General features: G+C 37.0%; 18 protein-coding genes. All 18 read left to right on the top strand.

Annotated elements, in window-relative coordinates; all coding sequences use genetic code 11:
- The first annotated feature begins 35 nt into the window (after positions 1–35).
- Positions 36–1358, top strand: a complete 1323-nt coding sequence (locus tag AWM71_RS02985) for a M18 family aminopeptidase (protein WP_060776594.1) — start codon at positions 36–38, stop codon at positions 1356–1358.
- Between the two features lie 133 nt (positions 1359–1491).
- Complete coding sequence (locus AWM71_RS02980) at positions 1492–3114, top strand: peptide ABC transporter substrate-binding protein (protein WP_060776593.1); 1623 nt, start codon at positions 1492–1494, stop codon at positions 3112–3114.
- Between the two features lie 15 nt (positions 3115–3129).
- A complete protein-coding gene (locus AWM71_RS08235; RefSeq protein ID WP_158320031.1) occupies positions 3130–3276 on the top strand; it encodes a hypothetical protein in 147 nt (48 codons plus the stop codon).
- Positions 3221–3805 carry a glycoside hydrolase family 73 protein gene (locus AWM71_RS02975; RefSeq protein WP_158320030.1) on the top strand — a complete coding sequence of 195 codons (585 nt, stop codon included), beginning with the start codon at positions 3221–3223 and terminating at the stop codon, positions 3803–3805. Before AWM71_RS08235 ends, AWM71_RS02975 begins: the two co-directional genes overlap by 56 nt.
- A gap of 74 nt (positions 3806–3879) precedes the next feature.
- Positions 3880–4536: a GntR family transcriptional regulator gene (locus AWM71_RS02970; protein WP_060776591.1), complete on the top strand. Its 657-nt coding sequence runs from the start codon at positions 3880–3882 to the stop codon at positions 4534–4536.
- 135 nt (positions 4537–4671) lie between these two features.
- A complete protein-coding gene (gene rpiA / locus AWM71_RS02965; protein ID WP_082632786.1) occupies positions 4672–5373 on the top strand; it encodes a ribose-5-phosphate isomerase RpiA in 702 nt (233 codons plus the stop codon).
- Positions 5374–5583: 210 nt separating this feature from the next.
- Positions 5584–6093 carry a dCTP deaminase/dUTPase family protein gene (locus AWM71_RS02960; protein ID WP_060776590.1) on the top strand — a complete coding sequence of 170 codons (510 nt, stop codon included), beginning with the start codon at positions 5584–5586 and terminating at the stop codon, positions 6091–6093.
- A gap of 20 nt (positions 6094–6113) precedes the next feature.
- Complete coding sequence (radA, locus tag AWM71_RS02955; RefSeq protein WP_060776589.1) at positions 6114–7490, top strand: DNA repair protein RadA; 1377 nt, start codon at positions 6114–6116, stop codon at positions 7488–7490.
- Positions 7491–7529: 39 nt separating this feature from the next.
- Complete coding sequence (locus tag AWM71_RS02950) at positions 7530–8672, top strand: PIN/TRAM domain-containing protein (protein WP_060776588.1); 1143 nt, start codon at positions 7530–7532, stop codon at positions 8670–8672.
- An 85-nt stretch (positions 8673–8757) separates the two neighbouring features.
- Positions 8758–9666: a zinc ribbon domain-containing protein gene (locus AWM71_RS02945; protein WP_060776587.1), complete on the top strand. Its 909-nt coding sequence runs from the start codon at positions 8758–8760 to the stop codon at positions 9664–9666.
- Positions 9667–9742: 76 nt separating this feature from the next.
- Positions 9743–10444, top strand: coding sequence for an ABC transporter ATP-binding protein (locus tag AWM71_RS02940; RefSeq protein ID WP_060776586.1), 702 nt, complete (start codon positions 9743–9745; stop codon positions 10442–10444).
- Positions 10445–10446: 2 nt separating this feature from the next.
- A complete protein-coding gene (locus tag AWM71_RS02935; protein ID WP_060776585.1) occupies positions 10447–13137 on the top strand; it encodes an FtsX-like permease family protein in 2691 nt (896 codons plus the stop codon).
- 444 nt (positions 13138–13581) lie between these two features.
- Positions 13582–14760: an ABC transporter substrate-binding protein gene (locus AWM71_RS02930; protein WP_060776584.1), complete on the top strand. Its 1179-nt coding sequence runs from the start codon at positions 13582–13584 to the stop codon at positions 14758–14760.
- Between the two features lie 71 nt (positions 14761–14831).
- Positions 14832–16004 carry an ABC transporter substrate-binding protein gene (locus AWM71_RS02925; protein WP_060776583.1) on the top strand — a complete coding sequence of 391 codons (1173 nt, stop codon included), beginning with the start codon at positions 14832–14834 and terminating at the stop codon, positions 16002–16004.
- A 163-nt stretch (positions 16005–16167) separates the two neighbouring features.
- A complete protein-coding gene (locus AWM71_RS02920) occupies positions 16168–17046 on the top strand; it encodes a branched-chain amino acid ABC transporter permease (RefSeq protein ID WP_082632785.1) in 879 nt (292 codons plus the stop codon).
- A gap of 9 nt (positions 17047–17055) precedes the next feature.
- Positions 17056–18060, top strand: a complete 1005-nt coding sequence (locus AWM71_RS02915) for a branched-chain amino acid ABC transporter permease (protein ID WP_060776582.1) — start codon at positions 17056–17058, stop codon at positions 18058–18060.
- Position 18061: 1 nt separating this feature from the next.
- The gene (locus AWM71_RS02910; RefSeq protein ID WP_060776581.1) at positions 18062–18835 is read left to right on the top strand and encodes an ABC transporter ATP-binding protein; all 774 of its coding nucleotides are present in this window, start codon (positions 18062–18064) and stop codon (positions 18833–18835) included.
- A gap of 1 nt (position 18836) precedes the next feature.
- Positions 18837–19544 carry an ABC transporter ATP-binding protein gene (locus AWM71_RS02905; RefSeq protein ID WP_060776580.1) on the top strand — a complete coding sequence of 236 codons (708 nt, stop codon included), beginning with the start codon at positions 18837–18839 and terminating at the stop codon, positions 19542–19544.
- Positions 19545–19628: the final 84 nt, after the last annotated feature.

Here is a 19628-nt window from a genome sequence, read left to right as displayed (position 1 = left end):
ACCTGGAGATATCAGGACAGAAAGTGGGAATAGGAATGGATTTTCTGAAGAAAGCGCAAGATTTATTAGACTTTATTCAATCTTGCCCAACAATGTATCACACTGCTGATACAATTCACAAACGCCTAGATCAAGAAGGCTATCATTACTTGAAAGAAGGCGAGAAATGGGATATTAAGCAAGGTGGGAAATATTACACCATGCGTAACCATTCAACAGTGATTGCTTTTCAAGTGGGAACAGATTTAAAGGACTATCATTTTCAAATGAGTGCTTCTCACGGAGATAATCCTTCTTTTAAGGTAAAGGCAGTCGCAGAATTAGAAGGACCTGCTGATTATTTACGGTTGAATGTTGAAGCTTATGGTGGCCCAATGGATGCTACTTGGACAGATCGACCACTGTCTTTAGCAGGGCGTGTTCTAGTTAAATGCTCTGATCACAAAGTTGAAAGTCGTTTGATCGCTATTGATCGCGATCTGTTACTTATTCCGAATGTTGCTATTCATTTAACGCGAGATAAAGATGCGATCACAGGACTAAATCGTGCGATTGATCTCTGTCCTCTTCTTTCTGCAGGTGAGATGAAAAAGAGCGACTTTTTGAAAATGATAGCTCAGGAAGTTCACTGTACAGAGGAAGCAATTTTAGGCTATGATCTTTTGCTAGTAAATCGTCAGCGCCCAACTATTTGGGGGTATCAGAAAGAGTTCCTTTCTTCTCCTAAGTTGGATGATTTACAAGGAACTTTTGCGAATTTTGAGGGCTTTTTATCTGGGAGAAATTCACATACGATCAATGTATTCGCTTGTTTTGATAACGAAGAAGTAGGATCGAATACCAAACAAGGCGCAATGTCCACTGTCCTAAAAGATACCTTAAAACGTTTAAACCGAGCATTAGGAAAGACTGAGGAAGATTATCATAGAGCCTTAGCGAAATCTTTCTTGGTAAGTATTGATAATGGACATGCTATGCATCCCAATCATCCAGAATTAACAGATAAAGGCAACTATGCACAATTAAATCGTGGCTTAGAAATCAAAGAAATGGCGAATCAAAAATATACAACAGATGGATTTAGCCGGGCTGTTTTTGAAATGGTTTGTCAAAAAGCTCAGGTTCCTGTTCAACATTTTGCGAATCGATCAGATAAGTTAGGAGGCTCCACTTTAGGAAATCTTTCGAACACACAAGTTTCTGTACATGCGGTGGATATTGGAATCCCTCAATTAGCCATGCACTCTGCTTATGAAACAGCAGGGGTTAAGGATACGGCTTACACTATAGAAGCTCTTAAAACGTATTTTTCTACCACTATTGTGATGGATGAAGCGGAAGGATTTACTTTTGAATAAATATTTATCAGAAAAAAGCAGCTGCTGAAGTTGCTTTTTTTGTAGAAAAATGACGGCTGGAAGCCTATTTTTTCTTTAATCGTATATTTGATAGTATAATGGTAGAAATAGAGGTATTTAGGAGGTTAAGAAGATGAGAAAAAAATACCGTTTAATCCCCCTAATTTTGGTTGCTTTATTTTTTATTGTAGGTTGTTCTTCTTCGAAATCGTCAACGCATAAGAAAGAAGTTAATCTTGCTATGATTGCAGAATTAACTTCTGGTGATTTGACGACTGTTGTCGATACGAATACTTTTACGATGCTGAAAAATATTCAAGAAGGTTTATATCGCTTTGATGAAAATAATCGACTTCAAAAAGCTTTGGTCAAAGAAGATCCTGAAGTTTCAGAGGATAAGATGACGTATACTTTTCATTTGAGAGAAGACGCGAAATGGTCGAGTGGCGATTCTGTAACGGCTAGAGATTTTGAATATGGTTGGAAAAGAATGTGTGATCCGAAGATTGGAGCATCCGGTGCATATTTCTTTGATAATGTGATTAAAAATGCCCATCAAGTGTTATATGAGCACGCTCCTATGGAAACCTTAGGAGTAAAAGCTTTAGATGATTATACGTTAGAAGTTCGATTGGATCGTCCTATCCCTTATTTCTTAGATCTTTTGGCGCATGCTTTGTATCTTCCACATAATCAAAAAGCAATAGAAAAATTTGGCGATAAATTTGGCTCGTCTTCAGAAACAATGGTATATAACGGGCCCTTTGTTTTAAAAGATTGGACAGGGTCGACTTTGAAATGGTCTTATGAAAAAAATCCGGACTATTGGGATAAAGATAATGTTCATGTGGATAAAATCAATATTCAAGTGATTAAAGAAGATGCAACAGGGGTTCATTTATTTGAAGCTGGGAAATTGGACTGGGTACAATTGCGAGGAGAATATGCGAAACAATATGCTCAGAATCCTTATTTTGTATCTGTTCCACAGAATACTTCTGTGTATTTAACTATGAATCAAACAAAGAAGTCCTTGTTAAGAAATAAAAATTTACGTTTAGCTATTTCTCATGCTTACGATCGACAACCACTTACGGATCAAGTTCTTGGAGATGGATCGATTCCTTTAGGAACTGTTACACCTACAAATTTGGTGAAATTAGAAAATGGCAAAGATTATACAGAAGAAGTTTCCGATCAACAAAAAAAGGATGTTGCCTTAGCTAGAACTTATCTTGAACGAGCGAAAGAGGAATTAGGACAAGATCAATTTGAATTAGAATATTTAGCAGTAGATGATGAATCCTCTAAGTTAACCGCGGAATATTTACAAGGACAGATTCAGGAAAGTTTGCCAGGAGTTAAAGTAATAATTAAAACGGTTCCTGCGAAAAGTTTATATCCTACTTTGGGCAAGTTAGATTATGATATGGCAAGAACATCATGGGGGCCCGATTTCTTTGACCCAAGTACTTTTCTAGATTTGTTCACTTCGGATTCCAAGTATAATTTTGGAAAATATAAAAACACTAACTACGATTACTATGTTCATCAAGCTAAATTTGAACATGCGAAGGATAATAATCTTCGTTTAGAAGATATGAAAAAAGCAGAATCCCTTTTCCTTCAAGAAGCAGGCGTTTCAACGATGTATGCGAGAGCCTTAGCTACTTTACATCATCCTCGTTTGAAGAAGTTATTTATTGATCCTTTGACGGGGCAACAAACTTATAAGTTTATCGAAATTTCAGATTAAGGAAGAAAATATTAGGTGAGAAAAGTGGAAAGAAAGGGGGAAAAGACTAATAATGGGCTGGAGTCAAAAGAAAAGCAAAAAGAAGAAAGCTTTAAAAAGAAAATATGTGAAAAAAAGATTGGGAGCTTGGCTTTTTTGCTTGCTGATGATAGTTTGTCTTAGCCACTACTTACCTCGTGCTCATTTTTTTGATGCGCATTTTAATGCGAAAACTCTAACTTCTCAAGAAGAAGCTTTTATCAATGAAATTGGAAATTATGCCGTGATGAACTATAAAACATCAAAAGTTCTACCTAGTGTCGTGGTGGCTCAGGCCATTTTAGAATCTGATTTTGGAAGAAGTCAGTTGGCCAGTCAATATCATAATCTTTTTGGAAAAAAGGCTTCAGGAAAGGAGCCGCAGGTAAGATTAGTGACTAAAGAATACACAAAGCAAGGTTGGATAGAAGTCTCTGATGCTTTTGTAGTGTATCCAAATTGGAAAAGTTCTGTAGAGGATCATGGAAATTTAATAAAAAATGGGACGTCTTGGAACGCAAATTTGTACCAAAAAGTTAGAGAATCTAAAAATTATAGAAACGCCACACAAGCATTAGAAACAGCAGGATACGCAACAGATCCTAATTACCATAATAAACTTAATCGCTTGATTGAGGAATATAGACTCTATCGCTTTGACTATCAAAAATAAACAAAAGGAAGATATTGAACATATCCTCTGAAATGATAAAATGTAGGTAAGACAATTCTATAAGGAGGATGGAAATGGTTAGATCAATCAATTACACCCAAAAGGCGTATAATTATCTAAAAGAACAAATAGATAATAACGTTATTTTGCCGGGAACTCATCTGAAAGAAATAGAACTCGCAGAGAAATTAGCCATGAGTCGGACCCCTATACGTAGTGCCATGGAAATGCTAGAAGAAGATGGATATATTCGGATTGAACCTTATAAAGGTGCGATTGTTTCCAAAACCACTTTAAACACTAAAGCGATTGTTGATCGCTTACAGTTTGTTGAATTACTTATCTCAGAGCTGTTGAGGCAAATGCAAGATAAAGATATTCAAGTAGATATAGATGCTATTATTAATATAGAGCATGAATTAGAAAAATGTTGTGAGGAAGATAATTATATTTCTTACTATGACTCTAAGTTGAAATTATTTCATTTGCTAGCGAGTTACCATTCTAATCATTATTTTCGACAAGTGCTATTAAATACGATTTCGGATCTGTATGATATCTATCGTTCACGTGTGGAAAAGCATCATAAGACCTTCTTAAAGGAACAGGAAATGATGTCTGCTATTTATCCACCGCTTATTGAAGGTTTAAAAAAGCAGGATTATGCAACAGTCCACAAATATTTTCGGATGTGGATTAATCGATTAATTTTACATCAAATTAATTATTGATTTCCTTTTAAAAATTTAGCCAAACTTTCTAAAGAAGAGTTTAGAGGGTTTGGCTTTTTCAAAAACAACAAGAATTTTTAATTTGAAAGAAAATTGGTATAATAAGATTGAAAAATGAAGAGGAGGATATGTTAGGTGAACAACAAAGAATTAGTGGGTCGACAAGCGGCATATTTAGTAAAAGATCATATGACTGTTGGTTTAGGAACAGGCTCTACCGCTTGGTATTTTATTGATGAATTAGGAAAAAGAGTACAGAAAGAAGGCTTGTCTCTTCGGGCAGTTTCTTCATCTATTCGTTCTGCTCAACAAGCTGAGCAGTTAGGTATCGAAGTTTTGGAAATTGATGAAGTAGAGGCTATTGATTTAACGATTGATGGGGTAGATGAATTTACGGAAGCTTGTGATGGGATTAAGGGAGGCGGAGGCGCTTTACTTGAGGAAAAAATTGTAGCTTCTTACAGCAAACGAATTGTGTGGGTAGCAGAGGAGAGAAAACGGGTTCCCTATTTAGGTGCTTTTAAATTGCCTGTAGAAGTTGTCAAAAATGGATATACACATCTGTTCCATTACTTTGAAGAAAAGGGCTATTGTCCAAGTATGCGGGAAGTAGATGGCAAATTATTTCATACAGATAATGATAATTATATTATTGACCTCGATTTGAAACATATTGAAGATCCAAAAGCTCTATCTGATGAATTGATTCATTTAGTAGGAGTTGTTGAACATGGTCTATTTTTAAATATGACAGAAGACGTGTTATTAGCATCAGATGGAAAAGTTTATTTTGTAAGTGGTAAACCTTTTAAAGGTGTTCATTTAATAGATGAGTAAATAGGTTGATTTGTAAAAAAATCATTTTTAGTGAAGCGATCTTTTGGATCGCTTTTTTCCTAGAAATGATGAGAGAAAATATTTTTGATAAAAATTTTTTAAGGGCTTTCTTAGGCTTTTACTAAGCTTAGGAGGATGAGTTTTAAATTGAAGAAGAAAATGTTAAAATAAAAGTATAACTTCTTGTTTTTAAAGGAGACTAAGATTTTTATGACGAGTAAACGAGCTTTTGAAGTAGTTGGTGCTTATGAAGGTCTAGGGATTCATCTCCCTAAAAGAGCGACCAAAGCATCTGCAGGGTATGATATTGAAGCGGCAGAAACAATTACTGTGCCTTCTTATTGGAAAACGGCAGTAGCGATGGCTAGTGGAAAAGAAGAAATTGACAGCGAAGTACTTAAGCCAACTTTGGTACCTACTGGCTTAAAATGTCGCTTACCAGAAGATGAATATCTCCAATTGATTTCTCGTTCTTCTAATCCCCTTAAAAGACGGTTAATGCTTCCTAATAGTGTAGGAATTATTGACAGTGATTATTATAATAATCCTAATAATGAAGGTCATATTTATGTTCAATTAATTAATTTTGGATTGGAAGATGTTGTAATAGAGAAGGGAGAGCGCATCGCTCAAGGAATTTTTACAAAATACTTAACGATAGAAAATGAGCAAGAAGAACTCAAAGAACGCACGGGAGGATTTGGATCTTCCGGAAAATAAGAGAACGCAGGAGGATAGGGATGGCTAAGACTAAAAAGGCAAAGACGATCTATTCTTGTCAAGCATGTGGTTATGAATCTCCACAATGGTATGGAAAATGTCCTCAATGTCAAGCTTGGAATACGTTAGAAGAAGAAGTCATACAGGGGCAACCTATCCAATCGGCTAGTCACTATTCATTGTCTAAAGAAAAGCCACAACGTCTTCATCAAGTGACAGCGAAGGAAGAGTCTCGTGTACAAACAAAATTAGAGGAACTTAATCGGGTATTAGGAGGCGGCTTAGTCGCTGGTTCTTTGGTACTTATTGGAGGGGATCCTGGTATTGGGAAGTCCACCCTCTTGCTTCAAGTTGCTGAACAACTCAGCCGAATGGAACATGTGGTTTTGTATGTTTCAGGGGAAGAAAGTGTTCATCAAATTAAATTAAGGGCTGATCGATTGGGTTATTCTTCGGCACAATTCTATGTCTATTCAGAAACGGACATGGTCTTAATTCAATCAGCTATCGATGAGATTAAGCCGGAATTTGTGATTATTGATTCTATTCAAACCATGGTGCATCCTCACTCGGAATCTTTGGCAGGATCTGTGAGTCAAGTGAGAGAAGCTACGGCTGAATTGATGCGAATAGCTAAAAAAGATAATATTGCGGTATTTGTGGTAGGGCATGTGACTAAAGAAGGAAATATTGCAGGCCCACGTATTCTTGAACATATGGTGGATACCGTTCTTTACTTAGAAGGTGAGAAGCACAATACTTTTAGAATATTAAGAGCTGTCAAAAATCGATTTGGATCTACCAATGAAATTGGTGTATTCGATATGAAAGAATCTGGATTAGAAGAAGTTGTAAATCCTAGTCAGCTTTTCTTAGAGGAACGTTTAGTGGGTGCGAATGGGTCAGCTGTTGTTGCTTCTTTAGAGGGGACACGCACGATATTGACTGAAATTCAAGCCTTATTAACGCCAACTGCTTTTGGAAATGCAAGAAGAACGGCTTCAGGGTTAGACTATTCGCGCGTGACTTTACTGATGGCTGTTTTAGAAAAACGTGCTCATTTAATGTTACAAAATCAAGATGCTTATTTAAAATCAACAGGAGGTGTGAAGCTGGATGAACCGGCGATTGATTTAGCTATTGCAATGGCTGTGGCTTCATCCTATTTTGAAAAAGAAACGCAACCAACAGATTGTTTTGTTGGAGAAATCGGATTAACTGGAGAGCTTCGGCGAGTCTCTCGTATTGAAGAAAGAATTCTTGAAGCTGAAAAATTAGGCTTTAAGCGTATCTTTGTCCCCTATGGAAATTGTCAAGGACTTCGTAAACCTAAAGGAATCGAAGTCTTGGGAGCGAAGACTTTAAAGCAGGTTCTTCAGGTCGTTTTCCCACGGTAGCAGAGTAAATATTATATCAATGAAAGGTAGGTGAAAGGAATGCAAAAAGAAAAGCGAGGAGTTCAAGTAATGAATATACTTTGGGTACTTCTTGGGAGTGCCCTGGGATATTATTTTTTCCCCATAGTTTGGACCTGGTGTAATATAGAAAACACTTTTTTTAAAAGTGCCTGGGTGAATAGTTTATTGGGTGCACTTATTTTCTTTGTTCTTATTCCATTTTTTCAACCCATGCAAGAACGATTTGTCTGTCAGCTGGAGAAGGATATTCAGAATTTATCTGTTTCTAATATTCTTCTTTCTTGTTTAGGAATTATTGTCGGTTTGATTTTAGCTTTATTAGTTAATGTGCCGTTAACGGCTTTGGATATTCCAATCATTTCTAATATTTTACCGATTGTAAATGCAATTATTTTAGCTTTTTTAGGATATTGCGTTGCCCGACTAAAACGAGAAGATATTTTGATTTTCTTTAAGAATATACGGGCTTTCAATTTTAAAGACAGAGAAAAAGAGAGCAAAGGAAAAGGAAATTCTCAATTACCAGCTGTGGTTCCTAGTTCTTTTTCTTTAGAAGGAAAGGTCACGAATTTTCATCCATATAAAATTTTGGATACATCTGTTATTATTGATGGTCGGATTCTAGATGTTATTAAAACTGGAGTGATTGAAGGAACCTTACTTGTTCCTAACTTTGTTTTAAAAGAATTGCAGTATATTGCAGATTCGGCAGATGCCTCTAAGCGTGTCAGAGGCCGAAGAGGACTAGATATTTTGAATGAAATTCAAAATTCTAATATTATGCCGGTTGAATTCTATCCAGGAGATTTTAATGAGGAAGAGGTAGATTTGAAGTTATTGCTTCTTGCGAAGAAAGTAGATGGGGTAGTTGTTACGAATGATTATAATCTGAATAAAGTGAGCCATTTCCACAAAATTAAAGTCCTTAATTTAAATGAATTGGCCAGTGCGACGAAGGCTATTTTGGTTCCAGGTGAACAAATGAGTGTACGTATCATTCGGCCTGGGACAGAGCGGCAACAGGGCGTAGGCTATTTAGATGATGGGACGATGATTGTTGTAGAAGATGCTAAGAATCAAATGGATCAAATTCTAAATGTGGAAGTCACTTCAGCCATTCAAACTAATGCTGGGAAAATGATTTTTGCTAAAAAAGTTTAATCTCTAAAGGATTCGAAGATAGCCTCCATTTGACGAAAAATGAAGGCTATTTTTCTTATGTCGAAGGGAGAAAAGGGAGACGTTTATGTATTGTCAAAATTGTGGACATCGATTAGGAAAAGACGCTAAGTATTGTATGGCGTGTGGTGAAAAAGTTGTAGAGGAAATGGAGAAAAAAGAAGAAGGAACTCGAATTTTTATACCGAAAAAAGAAGAGGAAATCCCTCCTTACTCTCAATTCCCTTTGAAAGAAGAAAGGATGTCTCGACGGCAAAGTCGGACAGGCCACTCAAAAAATTTGATCAAAGCCATTCGAAGCTTTGTAGATCAGAATAGGTATCTTTATGGCATATTGTTGCTGATTCTTTTTGCCCTTCTCGTTAAAAATGGATTTCATATGGTCGAATTTGTATTTTTAGTAGGGATTATGGCTTGGACCTATGTGATAAGTCAAAAAAATGCTAAGAAAGAAATTTTTCTGAATCGGAAGTTGAGACAAACCCTTCAAAACGTGCGGCAGAAAAAACATAAGAAGCAGATACCTTCGGAAGATGAAGCCGTTGAAGAAAACAAGGAAAGACATTTTTCTTTGTCATATGTAAGTTTCTTGATGACTGCTTTATGTTTGTATGGTTATTTTGGTTCGAGTTTTATTCGGGTGAAATTATTATCTAGTTTTTCTGTGACGGCAGGAAGTTTGAAAACGAGCTTATTTGGATTGTTGAGAGGACTTCCTTTACCGATTATGCCGGATTTATTATATGTGATTTCAGAAAAAATGGGATTATTTTTATGGGGTGTCCCTTTGATTATCTTCTTACTTCAATATATGAGAATGTTAAAAAGATTACGAAAATTTTTGGCAGGCCTTTATCTTTTATTGGTTATCGGAATTATAGGAAGTGTGTACTATCAAGTAGGTTTGGAAAGTGTGGGAATAGCTTTTTATGCGTTAGTGATTGGTGCTTTTGGCCAGTTAGTGGAAAGAAAATAAAACGAATAGGCCTTTTATTAAAGGGGATTATATTGCTATACTAAAATCGAAAAGACCCTAAGGAGGTGTGTAGGAGATGAGCTATATTGAGTTAGTAGATGAAAGCAAAATATACGGAGAAGGAGAATCTCAAGTTATCGCTAATAACAAAATTTCTTTTCAGATTGAAGAAGGGGAATTTGTGGTGGTATTGGGACCTTCTGGTGCGGGAAAATCAACGGTATTAAATATTCTAGGTGGTATGGATTTACCCACTTCTGGGCAAGTGTTAGTGGCGGGTAAGGATATTGCAAAGTATAACGAGAAGCAGTTAACCCTATATCGTCGAGATAATGTGGGGGTTGTTTTTCAATTTTATAATTTGATTCCTAATCTTACAGCGAAAGAAAATGTTGAAATGGCGGAACAAATTGCGCAAGAATCCTTCCGTGCAGAGGAAGTTTTAAGGCAAGTAGGGTTGAGTGATCGAGCAGACAATTTCCCAGCGCAACTTTCTGGCGGAGAGCAACAGCGAGTGTCTATTGCAAGAGCCATTGCTAAGAATCCCAAATTATTATTATGTGATGAACCTACTGGTGCTTTAGATAATGCAACAGGCCAACAGATTCTTCAACTATTAGTTGATCAATCGCGTCATTATGGAACGACAGTCGTAGTCATTACACATAATCAATCCATTGCGGATATGGCAGATAGGGTCATTAAAATTAAAAACGGTCAGGTGGAAGGTGTTTTATTACAAGATTCCCCTAAAGCAGTACGAGAGATTGCGTGGTAAAAATGAAAAAAACTTTATTAAAAAATGCAAGACGAGAGATTATAAAGACTTGGCCGCGTTTTTTGGCCCTCCTTGGAATTATTCTTTTAGGGATAGGTTTCTTTGTTGGAATTCGTGCAGCTGCGCCTGATATGCTTATTTCTGCTCATCGATATTACCAGACGCATCATCTTCAAGATCTGAGTGTGCAATCTACCTTTGGACTGAGACAGGCAGATAGGGAACGGATAGAGCGTGTAGAAGGCATTGACTACCTGCCTTATAAGACAGTGGATCGACAATCAGAAGGGACAGAATTACTTTTTCATATTTTCCCTGATTTTGAACAGATGCCAGGAAATTTTAACAAATGGTGGATAAAGGAAGGGCGACTTCCGCAAAAAGAAGGAGAAATTGCAGTAGATGCTAAAGTTGTGAAGGAATATGGATCAACTTTTCAAATTGGCCAGAAACTCTCCTTTAACCCAATGGGTGTGAAAGATGATCCCAAAGCTCCTCAGCTTAAAGAGGATCAATTTGTAATTGTTGGAATTCTTTACTCCCCTTTGTATATGGATCGTTTAGAAAGAGGATATACTCAGATAGGAAATGGCCACTTAAACGCTTTTGCGGTTGTTTATCCTGAGGACTTAGTGGGGGAATATGATTCCGCTTTTGCTATTCGGGTACAAGCTGCTCAAGGTGAGAAGGCTTATAGCGAATCCTATAAGGAGAAAATTAAAGCGAGTCAATCTCAACTAGAGGAGGCTTTTAAGGATAGAGGTCCAGAAGTCTTAAAAGAAACAAAGCGACAAGCCCAAGAACCTTTGGATCAAGCCAAACAGACCATTTGTCAAGCGAAAGAGCAGCTTCGGCAAAAAGAAGCCTTTTTAAATGCAGCACAGGAGCAATTAGCTATACAAGGGCAAGAGGACACTTTAAAGGCTGCTTTGAAAGAAAAAGATAAAGCGAAAGAAGCATTGAATCGGCAAGAAGCGCAAATAGATGAAAAAGAAAAACAATTACAAACCCTTTCAGAGCCCAAGTATTTTATCAACGATCGTTCTCATCTACCCGGTGTGAAAGAATATGGACAAAATGCAGATAGAATAGCAGCCATAGCTCAAGTATTTCCATGGTTATTTTTTTTAGTTGCTATTTTGGTGTCTTACACAACCATGACGCGAATGGTTGATGAAAAACGTCTCCAAGTGGGAACTTTAAAAGCTTTGGGCTATAGTCAAGTGGATATAGCGATGGAATTTTTCATTTATGCGTCAACAGCAACATGTTTTGGGGCTCTTGTGGGAGGAAGCATCGGAAATTTTCTTTTTCCATGGATTATTTGTAAATCGTATGCGATGATGTATCCTTTGCCAGAGATTGTTTATGGGGTTTACTGGAAGGATGTTTTTCTCTCTTTAGCTATTGGACTAGGAACGACAATAGGGCCTGTTTTTGTGACGATACATTCGCTTTTACTAGAAAAGACAGCAGAATTAATGAGACCAAAAGCTCCGAAAGTAGGGGGGCACATTTGGATTGAAAAATGCCGTTTCTTATGGAACAAACTTAGTTTTTTAAACAAAATTACTTTACGAAATCTCTTTCGTTACAAGGGAAGAAATCTGATGATGGTGCTAGGCGTGATGGGATGCACAGCTTTGGTTATTACAGGATTAGGTATTGGAGACTCTATTTCTGGTTTGGCTTATCGGCAATTTAATGTCGTAGAATCTTATGATGGTTTAGTACAATATGCGAGTGACCTTCAGGCTGAGGATGTCGATCAAGTTAATACGTTTATTCATCAAACGAAAAATGTAGCAGATGTTCTACCTCTACGAATAGAGACTTGGCACACGCCAGCCGGCCAAATTGCCCAACAAAATGTGCAATTAAAAGTTCTCGACGCTTCTTCTAATTACCGAGATTATTACGCTTTGTCGGATAGTAACAATCAAAGTCCTTTGAATTTACCTAAAGATGGAGTTTTGGTGACACAAAAATTAGCTAAATTGTTCGATTTAAAAGTAGGGGATGAGTTGCCACTTATGAATGATAAAGAAGAAGTGGTGAATTTACCGATTAAGGGAATTGTAGAAGCCTACATTGGGCATTCTTGTATCATGTCTAAAGATTATTATCAGGAAAAATTAGGGAAAGAAGCTCTAGCAAACAGTGCTGTGATTCAGTTAAAACAACTTGAAGCTTTTAATCAAGTGGCAGAAACTTTAAAAAGTGATAATCGCATTGTAGGGGTAGGCAATACGCAAACCTTCCAAAAAGCTTTTAAGGATACTTTAGAGGCCTTAAATACCGTCACTTTAATATTGATTGTTGCTGCGGCCGTTCTAGATTTTATTGTCTTGTACAGCTTGACCAATATTAATGTTTCTGAACGTCTGTTAGAGTTGTCCACTATCAAGGTATTAGGTGCATTTTCTCATGAAATGACCCTCTATATTTTCAAAGAATTACTGATTATGACAGGCATTGGAATTATGTTAGGTCTTTGCGGAGGCTTGCGGTTAACGGTATATATTTTAGAGACTGTAGAAATTGATACCATGATTTTTCCTCACCGCATTCACGGCATTTCCTATTTGATAGCGACTGTATTAACGTTTACTTTTACGGAAATCGTGATAGGAATTATGCATATCAAACTGAAACAAATTGATATGGTGGAAGCCCTAAAAGGCGTGGAATAAGGCTAATTTTAATTTTTTTAGATTGGTATATGATTCGTTGATTTTTGTAAGAAGAGAAGGCTTCGATTGAGAGAGTCTTTTCTTTTTTGAGGAAAATCAAGCAAATAATCTCAAAAAAGTCTTGCAATTAAGAAAATAAGTTGCTAGTATAAACATAAGATTATTTCGAAAAGGAAGTTTTATCCATGTTCAGTCTCAGTCAAAACATTATTATTATTATTAAATCCAGGGCTTAACGCTGTTTGAAAATTAAACAGTCTAAGTCCTATTCGTGTTTGAAAAAGAATGGGACTTGGATAAAACAGAAAGCCACCCATTCTTTAAGAGAATGGGTGGCTTTTTTCTTTGCTATTCGATGTAATTGATTTGCTTAAATGTTGGCCAACACCTAAGCTATTGATGAGATATCTTATGAAGTCATGTTAAGAGAAAGGATGATTTGTTATGAAAGGTTTTAAGAAAGTAGTTGTCATTGTCAGCTCTGTTTTAATGTTAGGGGCATGTGGATCTATTACGCAAACGTCTTCCAATAAAGGAAGTAATAAAGATGTCGTAAAAATTGGTGGGAATTGGGCCTTATCTGGACAATATTCTGCTTATGGTATTCCACATGACAATGGGGTGAAGTTGGCTGTCAAGGAATTAAATGATCAGGGCGGTGTTCTAGGCAAAAAAATAGAATATTTGTCAGCGGATAACAAATCTGAAAATGCAGAATCAACTGCTCAAGCAACCCGTTTAGTAGAAAAAGAAGATGTAGATGCGCTAGTGGGTTCAGATACGACGGGAAATTGCCAAGCTCAGATTTCTGTGGCTCAATCCTTTAAAGTTCCAATGGTTGCTCCTGCAGCTACCGGTAATGGGTTAACCTTAGATAAAAATGGAAATTTATTCGATTATGTCTTTAGAACGTGTTTTCAAGACTCTTATCAAAGTCAAGCTTTAGGGCGATATGCTGTGCAAAAAGGCTGGAAAAAAGCTGCTATCTTAAAAGATAACTCCTCTGATTACGGACAAAATGTAGCGGAAGATTTCAAAAAAACTTTTCAAGAAAATGGAGGAGAAGTAGTCGGGGAAGAAGCCTATACTTCTGGGGATTCTGATTTTAGAGCGCTACTCACCAATTTGAAAAAACAAGAACCGGATGTGGTATTTGTAGCTGGCTATTATCAAGAAGGAGGATTAATTGTCAAACAACTGCGTGAAATGGGAATGAATACAGCTGTTTTAGGACCAGATGGATTTGGTAATCAAGAATTAGTCAATTTGGCAGGAAAAGAAAATGCTAATAATGTTTTCTTTGTTACACATTTTTTACATGATGAAAATTCTCCACAAGTGGTTAAAAATTTTGTGAAAAAATATCAAGAAACTTACGGAAATGTTCCTGATCATTTTTCAGCGTTAGCGTATGATGCCACTTATTTAGTTATTGATGCGATGAAACGTGCTAATTCTACAAAAGGAGAAGAGGTTCAAAAAGCATTAGCTGAAACTAAAGATTTTAAAGGAGTGACCGGACAATTTTCCTTCGATAAAGAGCATAATCCAGTTAAAGAAGTTTATATCCAAGAATTACAAAATGGAAAAGTAGCGAAAACAGAAGTTGTCCAAAAAGGATAAAGTGGGCGCGGTTGACAGAATTGACAGACTATTATAAACTATAAAATATCATCTTTTAAGGAGGTATTTTTATGGAGAAAAAGTGGCAAAGTCTAGTCATGATGGTAGGTATTTTTATGACTTTATCGGGCTGTGGATCATTAACCCAAACGTCAGAAAGTTTGTCAAAAAAGCAATCTGATGAGATTGTTATCGGAGGAAATTGGGAATTATCTGGACCAATATCTGCTTATGGTGTGGTTCAAGATCGTGCTGTGAAACTGGCTATCGAAGAGAAGAATCAGCAAGGTGGAGTGAATGGGAGGCAAGTGAAGTATATTTCTTATGATAATAAGTCAACGACAGAAGAGACAGTTGCTGGTGCAGAAAAATTGGTCAGTGATGGCGTCAATCTTATCATAGGGCCTTCTACTACCAATAATACTTTGGCAGAAATTCCTGTGACTCAACGAGAAAAAATCCCTTTGATTTCGGCGACAGCAACAGCCGACAATATTACTCAAGATAAGTCTGGTAAGGTACTGGATTACATTTTTAGAATTTGTTTTAAAGACTCTTTACAGGGTGGATCTTTAGCGGAATTTGCCAACAAGAAAGGCTATCAAACAGCTGCAGTAATTAAAGATAATTCTTCTGATTATGGTCAAAATTTAACCGATCAATTTAAGAAGTATTTTAAAGGACAAGTGATTCAGGAAGAGAGCTATGTATCCGAAGAAAAAGATTTTCAAGCGATTCTTCAAAATGTAAAAAAAGCAGGAGCAGAAATGATTTTTATTGCTGGGTATTATGAAAACGCGGGACCTTTGATTAAGCAAGCGCGTGAGATGGGGCTTACAGTACCTATTCTAGGACCAGATGGATTTGGAAATAAAGGTATCATAGAATTAGCGGGGATAGAGAATTGGGATAATATCTATTACGCAGCTCACTTTGTTGAAAATGAGCATGCATCAGACGAAGTGAAACAATTTGTTAAAAAATATAAAGAAACGTATGGAAATGCTCCTGATATGTTTGCTGCTTTAGCCTATGATGCAGCTCACTTAGCGATGGATGCGATGAAGCGAGCAGGTTCGACAGAAAAAGACGCGATTAGAGAAGCTTTGGCTCAAACAAAAGATTTTAAAGGAGTAACTGGAACTTTTTCTATGGATGAATGGCATAACCCATCGAAAACAGTGTTTATTCAAGAAGTAAAAGGAGGCAAAGTCGTGGAGTCAACAGCCATTGACCCTAAATAATAAGAGGGAGCAAAGTAATTGATTTAAGGAGTTTTATTTACTCCTTTTATCTATTATTTATTGCAAGATATTTAAAAATGTTGAAGGACATTGACAAGAGGACATAAGACGATTATGGTTATATTCATGATTGTAAAAGTAATCATTTGAAGGAGTGAGAGCGTTGAGTAATTTAATACAGCAGCTAGTGAACGGCGTTGCTTTAGGATCCATTTATGCTTTAATGGCTTTGGGTTATACCATGGTATATGGAATCATAGGGCTAATTAACTTTGCTCATGGAGATATTTATATGGTAGGGGCCTTTGTGGGCTTTTCCTTAGTAACGACCGCAGGGGTAGGTGTTTTTTCTGCACTGATTATTTCTATGATTTTTACAGCCCTGTTAGGAGTGATTATTGAGCGGATTGCTTATAAACCTTTGCGCGGGTCTACACGGATTGCTGCTTTGATTACGGCTATTGGGGTATCTATGCTTCTTCAAAATGTAATGATTGCTTTAAAAGGGCCAGAAGTCAGAGCTTTTCCAGCTGATTTACCTGCTCTTTCGCTTAATTTTGGATCTTTTTCTATTAACTCTCAACAATTATTAATTTTAGTGGTCACTATTGTTTTAATGATAGCTCTGCAAGTGATTGTTCAAAAAACGAAATTAGGGCAAGCGATGCGAGCGGTGTCAGTAGATGATCAAGCAGCTCAATTAATGGGGATTAATGCGAATACGATTATTTCTTTTACCTTTTTAATTGGTTCTGCTTTAGCTGGAGCAGCTGGTGTGTTAGTCGGTATTTATTATAATTCATTGTCTCCCTTAATGGGGGTGAATATCGGGACGAAGGCCTTTGTGGCCGCAGTGGTTGGTGGAATTGGATCTATCCCTGGGGCGATGTGTGGGGGCCTTATTATTGGGTTAGTTGAAACTTTTGTGGCAATGATCGGATTATCTACTTGGAAAGATGCCGTGGTATACGCCATTTTAATTGTTATTTTATTAGTCAAACCCACCGGCTTGTTGGGCAAGAATCAAGTAGAGAAAGTGTAGGTGAAATGAATGTTTAAAAGTGAAAATTCTTGGAGCAAGGCCTTTTTTACGAAACCGACACTTTCTTGGATAGGCGTAATTGTTGCTGTTTTTATAGGCGTGATGATCACTTATTTAGCGGGTTTGGTAACGGCCTATACACAAAACATTATGATGAATATCGCTATTAATATTATTTTATCTGTAGGATTAAATTTAGTGGTCGGTTATGCTGGTCAATTCTCTCTAGGGCATGCAGGATTTATGGCGATTGGAGCTTATTCAGCAGCAATTGTGACTCAAAAAGTTACTGACCCTATGGGATTTTGGGCAGGTTTATTAGTGGGGATTCTTTTAACGGCTGTGATCGCTTTGATTGTTGGACTTCCGACTTTACGGTTGCGTGGAGATTACCTGGCGATTGCCACTCTTGGTGTATCAGAAATTATTCGAATTACGATTATGAACCTCGATATAACAAATGGAGCGGCTGGAATTTCTGGAATTCCAAGAAGTGTGACCTGGATTACGATGTATGTTTTTGTGGTTTTAACGACTCTCTTGGTGGTTAATTATATTTATTCCAGTCCGGGACGTGCGACGATTGCTATTCGGGAAGATGAAATTGCGGCAGAATCAGTAGGCATTCATACAACCCGCTACAAAACGATTGCTTTTGTTTTAGGAGCAGTGACTGCAAGTATTGCAGGGACTCTATATGCTTGTTATTTTGGGGTAATTAATCCTACACAGTTCACCTTCCAAAAATCCATCGATATTTTAGTGATTGTGGTCTTTGGAGGTATCGGTTCTATTTCAGGAAGTTTTGTAGCTTCTATTCTATTGGGACTTTTAAATACTTTTTTGGCACCGTTTGGGCAATTACGAACGATTATTTACGCCCTAGCTTTGGTATTGATTATGATCTTTAAGCCTTCGGGATTAATGGGAGAGTTTGAAGTACGATTCGGGCAATTTTTTAATCAGCCTAAAATATTTTCAAAAGAAAAAGTTAAAGAAGGGGAGGGAGAATAGCATGTCAATTTTAACACTGGATAAAGTCTCCAAAGCTTTCGGAGGATTGACCGCTGTATCGGATGTTTCTCTTCATGTGAATTCAAAGGAATTAGTGGGATTAATTGGACCTAATGGTGCAGGGAAGACGACTTTGTTTAACTTGATTACGGGGGTATATACGCCAACAAGTGGGAAAATTTTATTAGCTTCTGATGGTGGGACTACCGAAATTTCAGGAATGAAACCTTATAAAATTTCAGATTTAGGCATTGCTAGAACCTTTCAAAATATTCGCCTCTTTGCTAATCGAACGGTTTTAGATAATGTGTTAATGGCCATGCACTCTAAACAAGGAGTAGGAATCGTTCATTCTCTATTACGGACACCTCAGTTCTATCGTAACCAACGGGCGTTAGAAGAAGAAGCTGTGAAGTTATTGGCTCTCTTTTCTTTAGAAGACTACAAAAATGAAAAAGCTAAGAATTTGCCGTATGGTCAACAACGTTGTTTGGAAATTGTGCGGGCTTTAGCCACTCATCCCAAGGTTCTCTTTTTAGATGAACCAGCTGCAGGAATGAACCCTAATGAAACCTCAGATTTAAAAAAATTAATCCGAATGATTCAAAAAGAGTTTCAAATTAGTGTGGTTTTAATTGAACATGATATGTCTTTAGTTATGGATATTTGCGAACGGATCTATGTATTAGAGTACGGAAAGGTTATAGCTGAAGGAACTCCAAAAGAGGTTCAACAAAATCCAAAGGTTATTCAAGCCTATTTGGGAGGTGTTTAGTATGTTAGAAATTAAAGATATGAAGGTTTCTTATGGCATGATTCAGGCGATTAAGGGGATTTCATTTACTGTTCATGAAGGAGAAATTGTGTCTTTAATTGGGGCGAATGGCGCTGGAAAGTCTACGATTTTAAAAACGATTTCTGGTTTAATTCGGCCTACTCAAGGAGAATTATTATATGATTCGCATTCTCTTCAGACCATGACTTCTGCTCAAATTGTAAAACTCGGAATTTCTCAAGTTCCAGAAGGGCGCCATGTTTTTAGTGGAATGACGGTGAAAGAGAATTTATTAATGGGAGCTTATACGCGTAAAGATCGCGATCAAATCGCAGAAGATATGGAAAAATATTTTGAATTTTTTCCCATTTTAAAAGAAAGGCTGTCGCAAGATGCAGCCACTTTATCGGGTGGAGAACAGCAAATGTTAGCGATGGCACGAGCTTTAATGGCTCGACCAAAACTTTTGTTGTTGGATGAACCTTCTATGGGACTGGCACCTATTTATATTCAACAAATTTTTGAAATGATTCAAACGATTAATAAAAAACTAGGAACAACGGTTTTATTAATTGAACAAAATGCCAAGGCGGCTCTTGAAATTTCTGATCGGGCGCATGTTTTAGAATTGGGACGAATTACTGTTTCTGGGACAGGAGAAGAATTATTGGCCTCTCCAGAAGTTCAAAAGGCTTATCTTGGGGGTTAATGAAAAGTGGACACCGTGAATTGTTATAAGGCAATTTGCGGTGTTTTCTTATATCAGAAAGAAGACAAAGTATGCTAGAATGTT

It is taken from the genome of Aerococcus christensenii (genome assembly GCF_001543105.1).
Classification (GTDB): Bacteria; Bacillota; Bacilli; order Lactobacillales; family Aerococcaceae; genus Aerococcus; species Aerococcus christensenii.
Note: the sequence above shows the minus strand (reverse complement) of the source record. Positions and strands in the feature narration are given on the sequence as shown.

Excerpts from the sequence above, each read along its gene's own strand:
- AWM71_RS02970 (WP_060776591.1), top strand. The coding sequence starts at position 3,880 with ATGGTTAGATCAATCAATTACACCCAAAAGGCGTATAATTATCTAAAA.
- AWM71_RS02985 (WP_060776594.1), top strand. The coding sequence starts at position 36 with ATGGATTTTCTGAAGAAAGCGCAAGATTTATTAGACTTTATTCAATCT.
- AWM71_RS02935 (WP_060776585.1), top strand. The coding sequence starts at position 10,447 with ATGAAAAAAACTTTATTAAAAAATGCAAGACGAGAGATTATAAAGACT.
- AWM71_RS02945 (WP_060776587.1), top strand. The coding sequence starts at position 8,758 with ATGTATTGTCAAAATTGTGGACATCGATTAGGAAAAGACGCTAAGTAT.
- AWM71_RS02950 (WP_060776588.1), top strand. The coding sequence starts at position 7,530 with ATGCAAAAAGAAAAGCGAGGAGTTCAAGTAATGAATATACTTTGGGTA.
- AWM71_RS02940 (WP_060776586.1), top strand. The coding sequence starts at position 9,743 with ATGAGCTATATTGAGTTAGTAGATGAAAGCAAAATATACGGAGAAGGA.
- AWM71_RS02930 (WP_060776584.1), top strand. The coding sequence starts at position 13,582 with ATGAAAGGTTTTAAGAAAGTAGTTGTCATTGTCAGCTCTGTTTTAATG.
- AWM71_RS02905 (WP_060776580.1), top strand. The coding sequence starts at position 18,837 with ATGTTAGAAATTAAAGATATGAAGGTTTCTTATGGCATGATTCAGGCG.
- AWM71_RS02980 (WP_060776593.1), top strand. The coding sequence starts at position 1,492 with ATGAGAAAAAAATACCGTTTAATCCCCCTAATTTTGGTTGCTTTATTT.
- AWM71_RS02910 (WP_060776581.1), top strand. The coding sequence starts at position 18,062 with ATGTCAATTTTAACACTGGATAAAGTCTCCAAAGCTTTCGGAGGATTG.
- AWM71_RS02915 (WP_060776582.1), top strand. The coding sequence starts at position 17,056 with ATGTTTAAAAGTGAAAATTCTTGGAGCAAGGCCTTTTTTACGAAACCG.
- AWM71_RS02925 (WP_060776583.1), top strand. The coding sequence starts at position 14,832 with ATGGAGAAAAAGTGGCAAAGTCTAGTCATGATGGTAGGTATTTTTATG.
- radA (WP_060776589.1), top strand. The coding sequence starts at position 6,114 with ATGGCTAAGACTAAAAAGGCAAAGACGATCTATTCTTGTCAAGCATGT.
- AWM71_RS02960 (WP_060776590.1), top strand. The coding sequence starts at position 5,584 with ATGACGAGTAAACGAGCTTTTGAAGTAGTTGGTGCTTATGAAGGTCTA.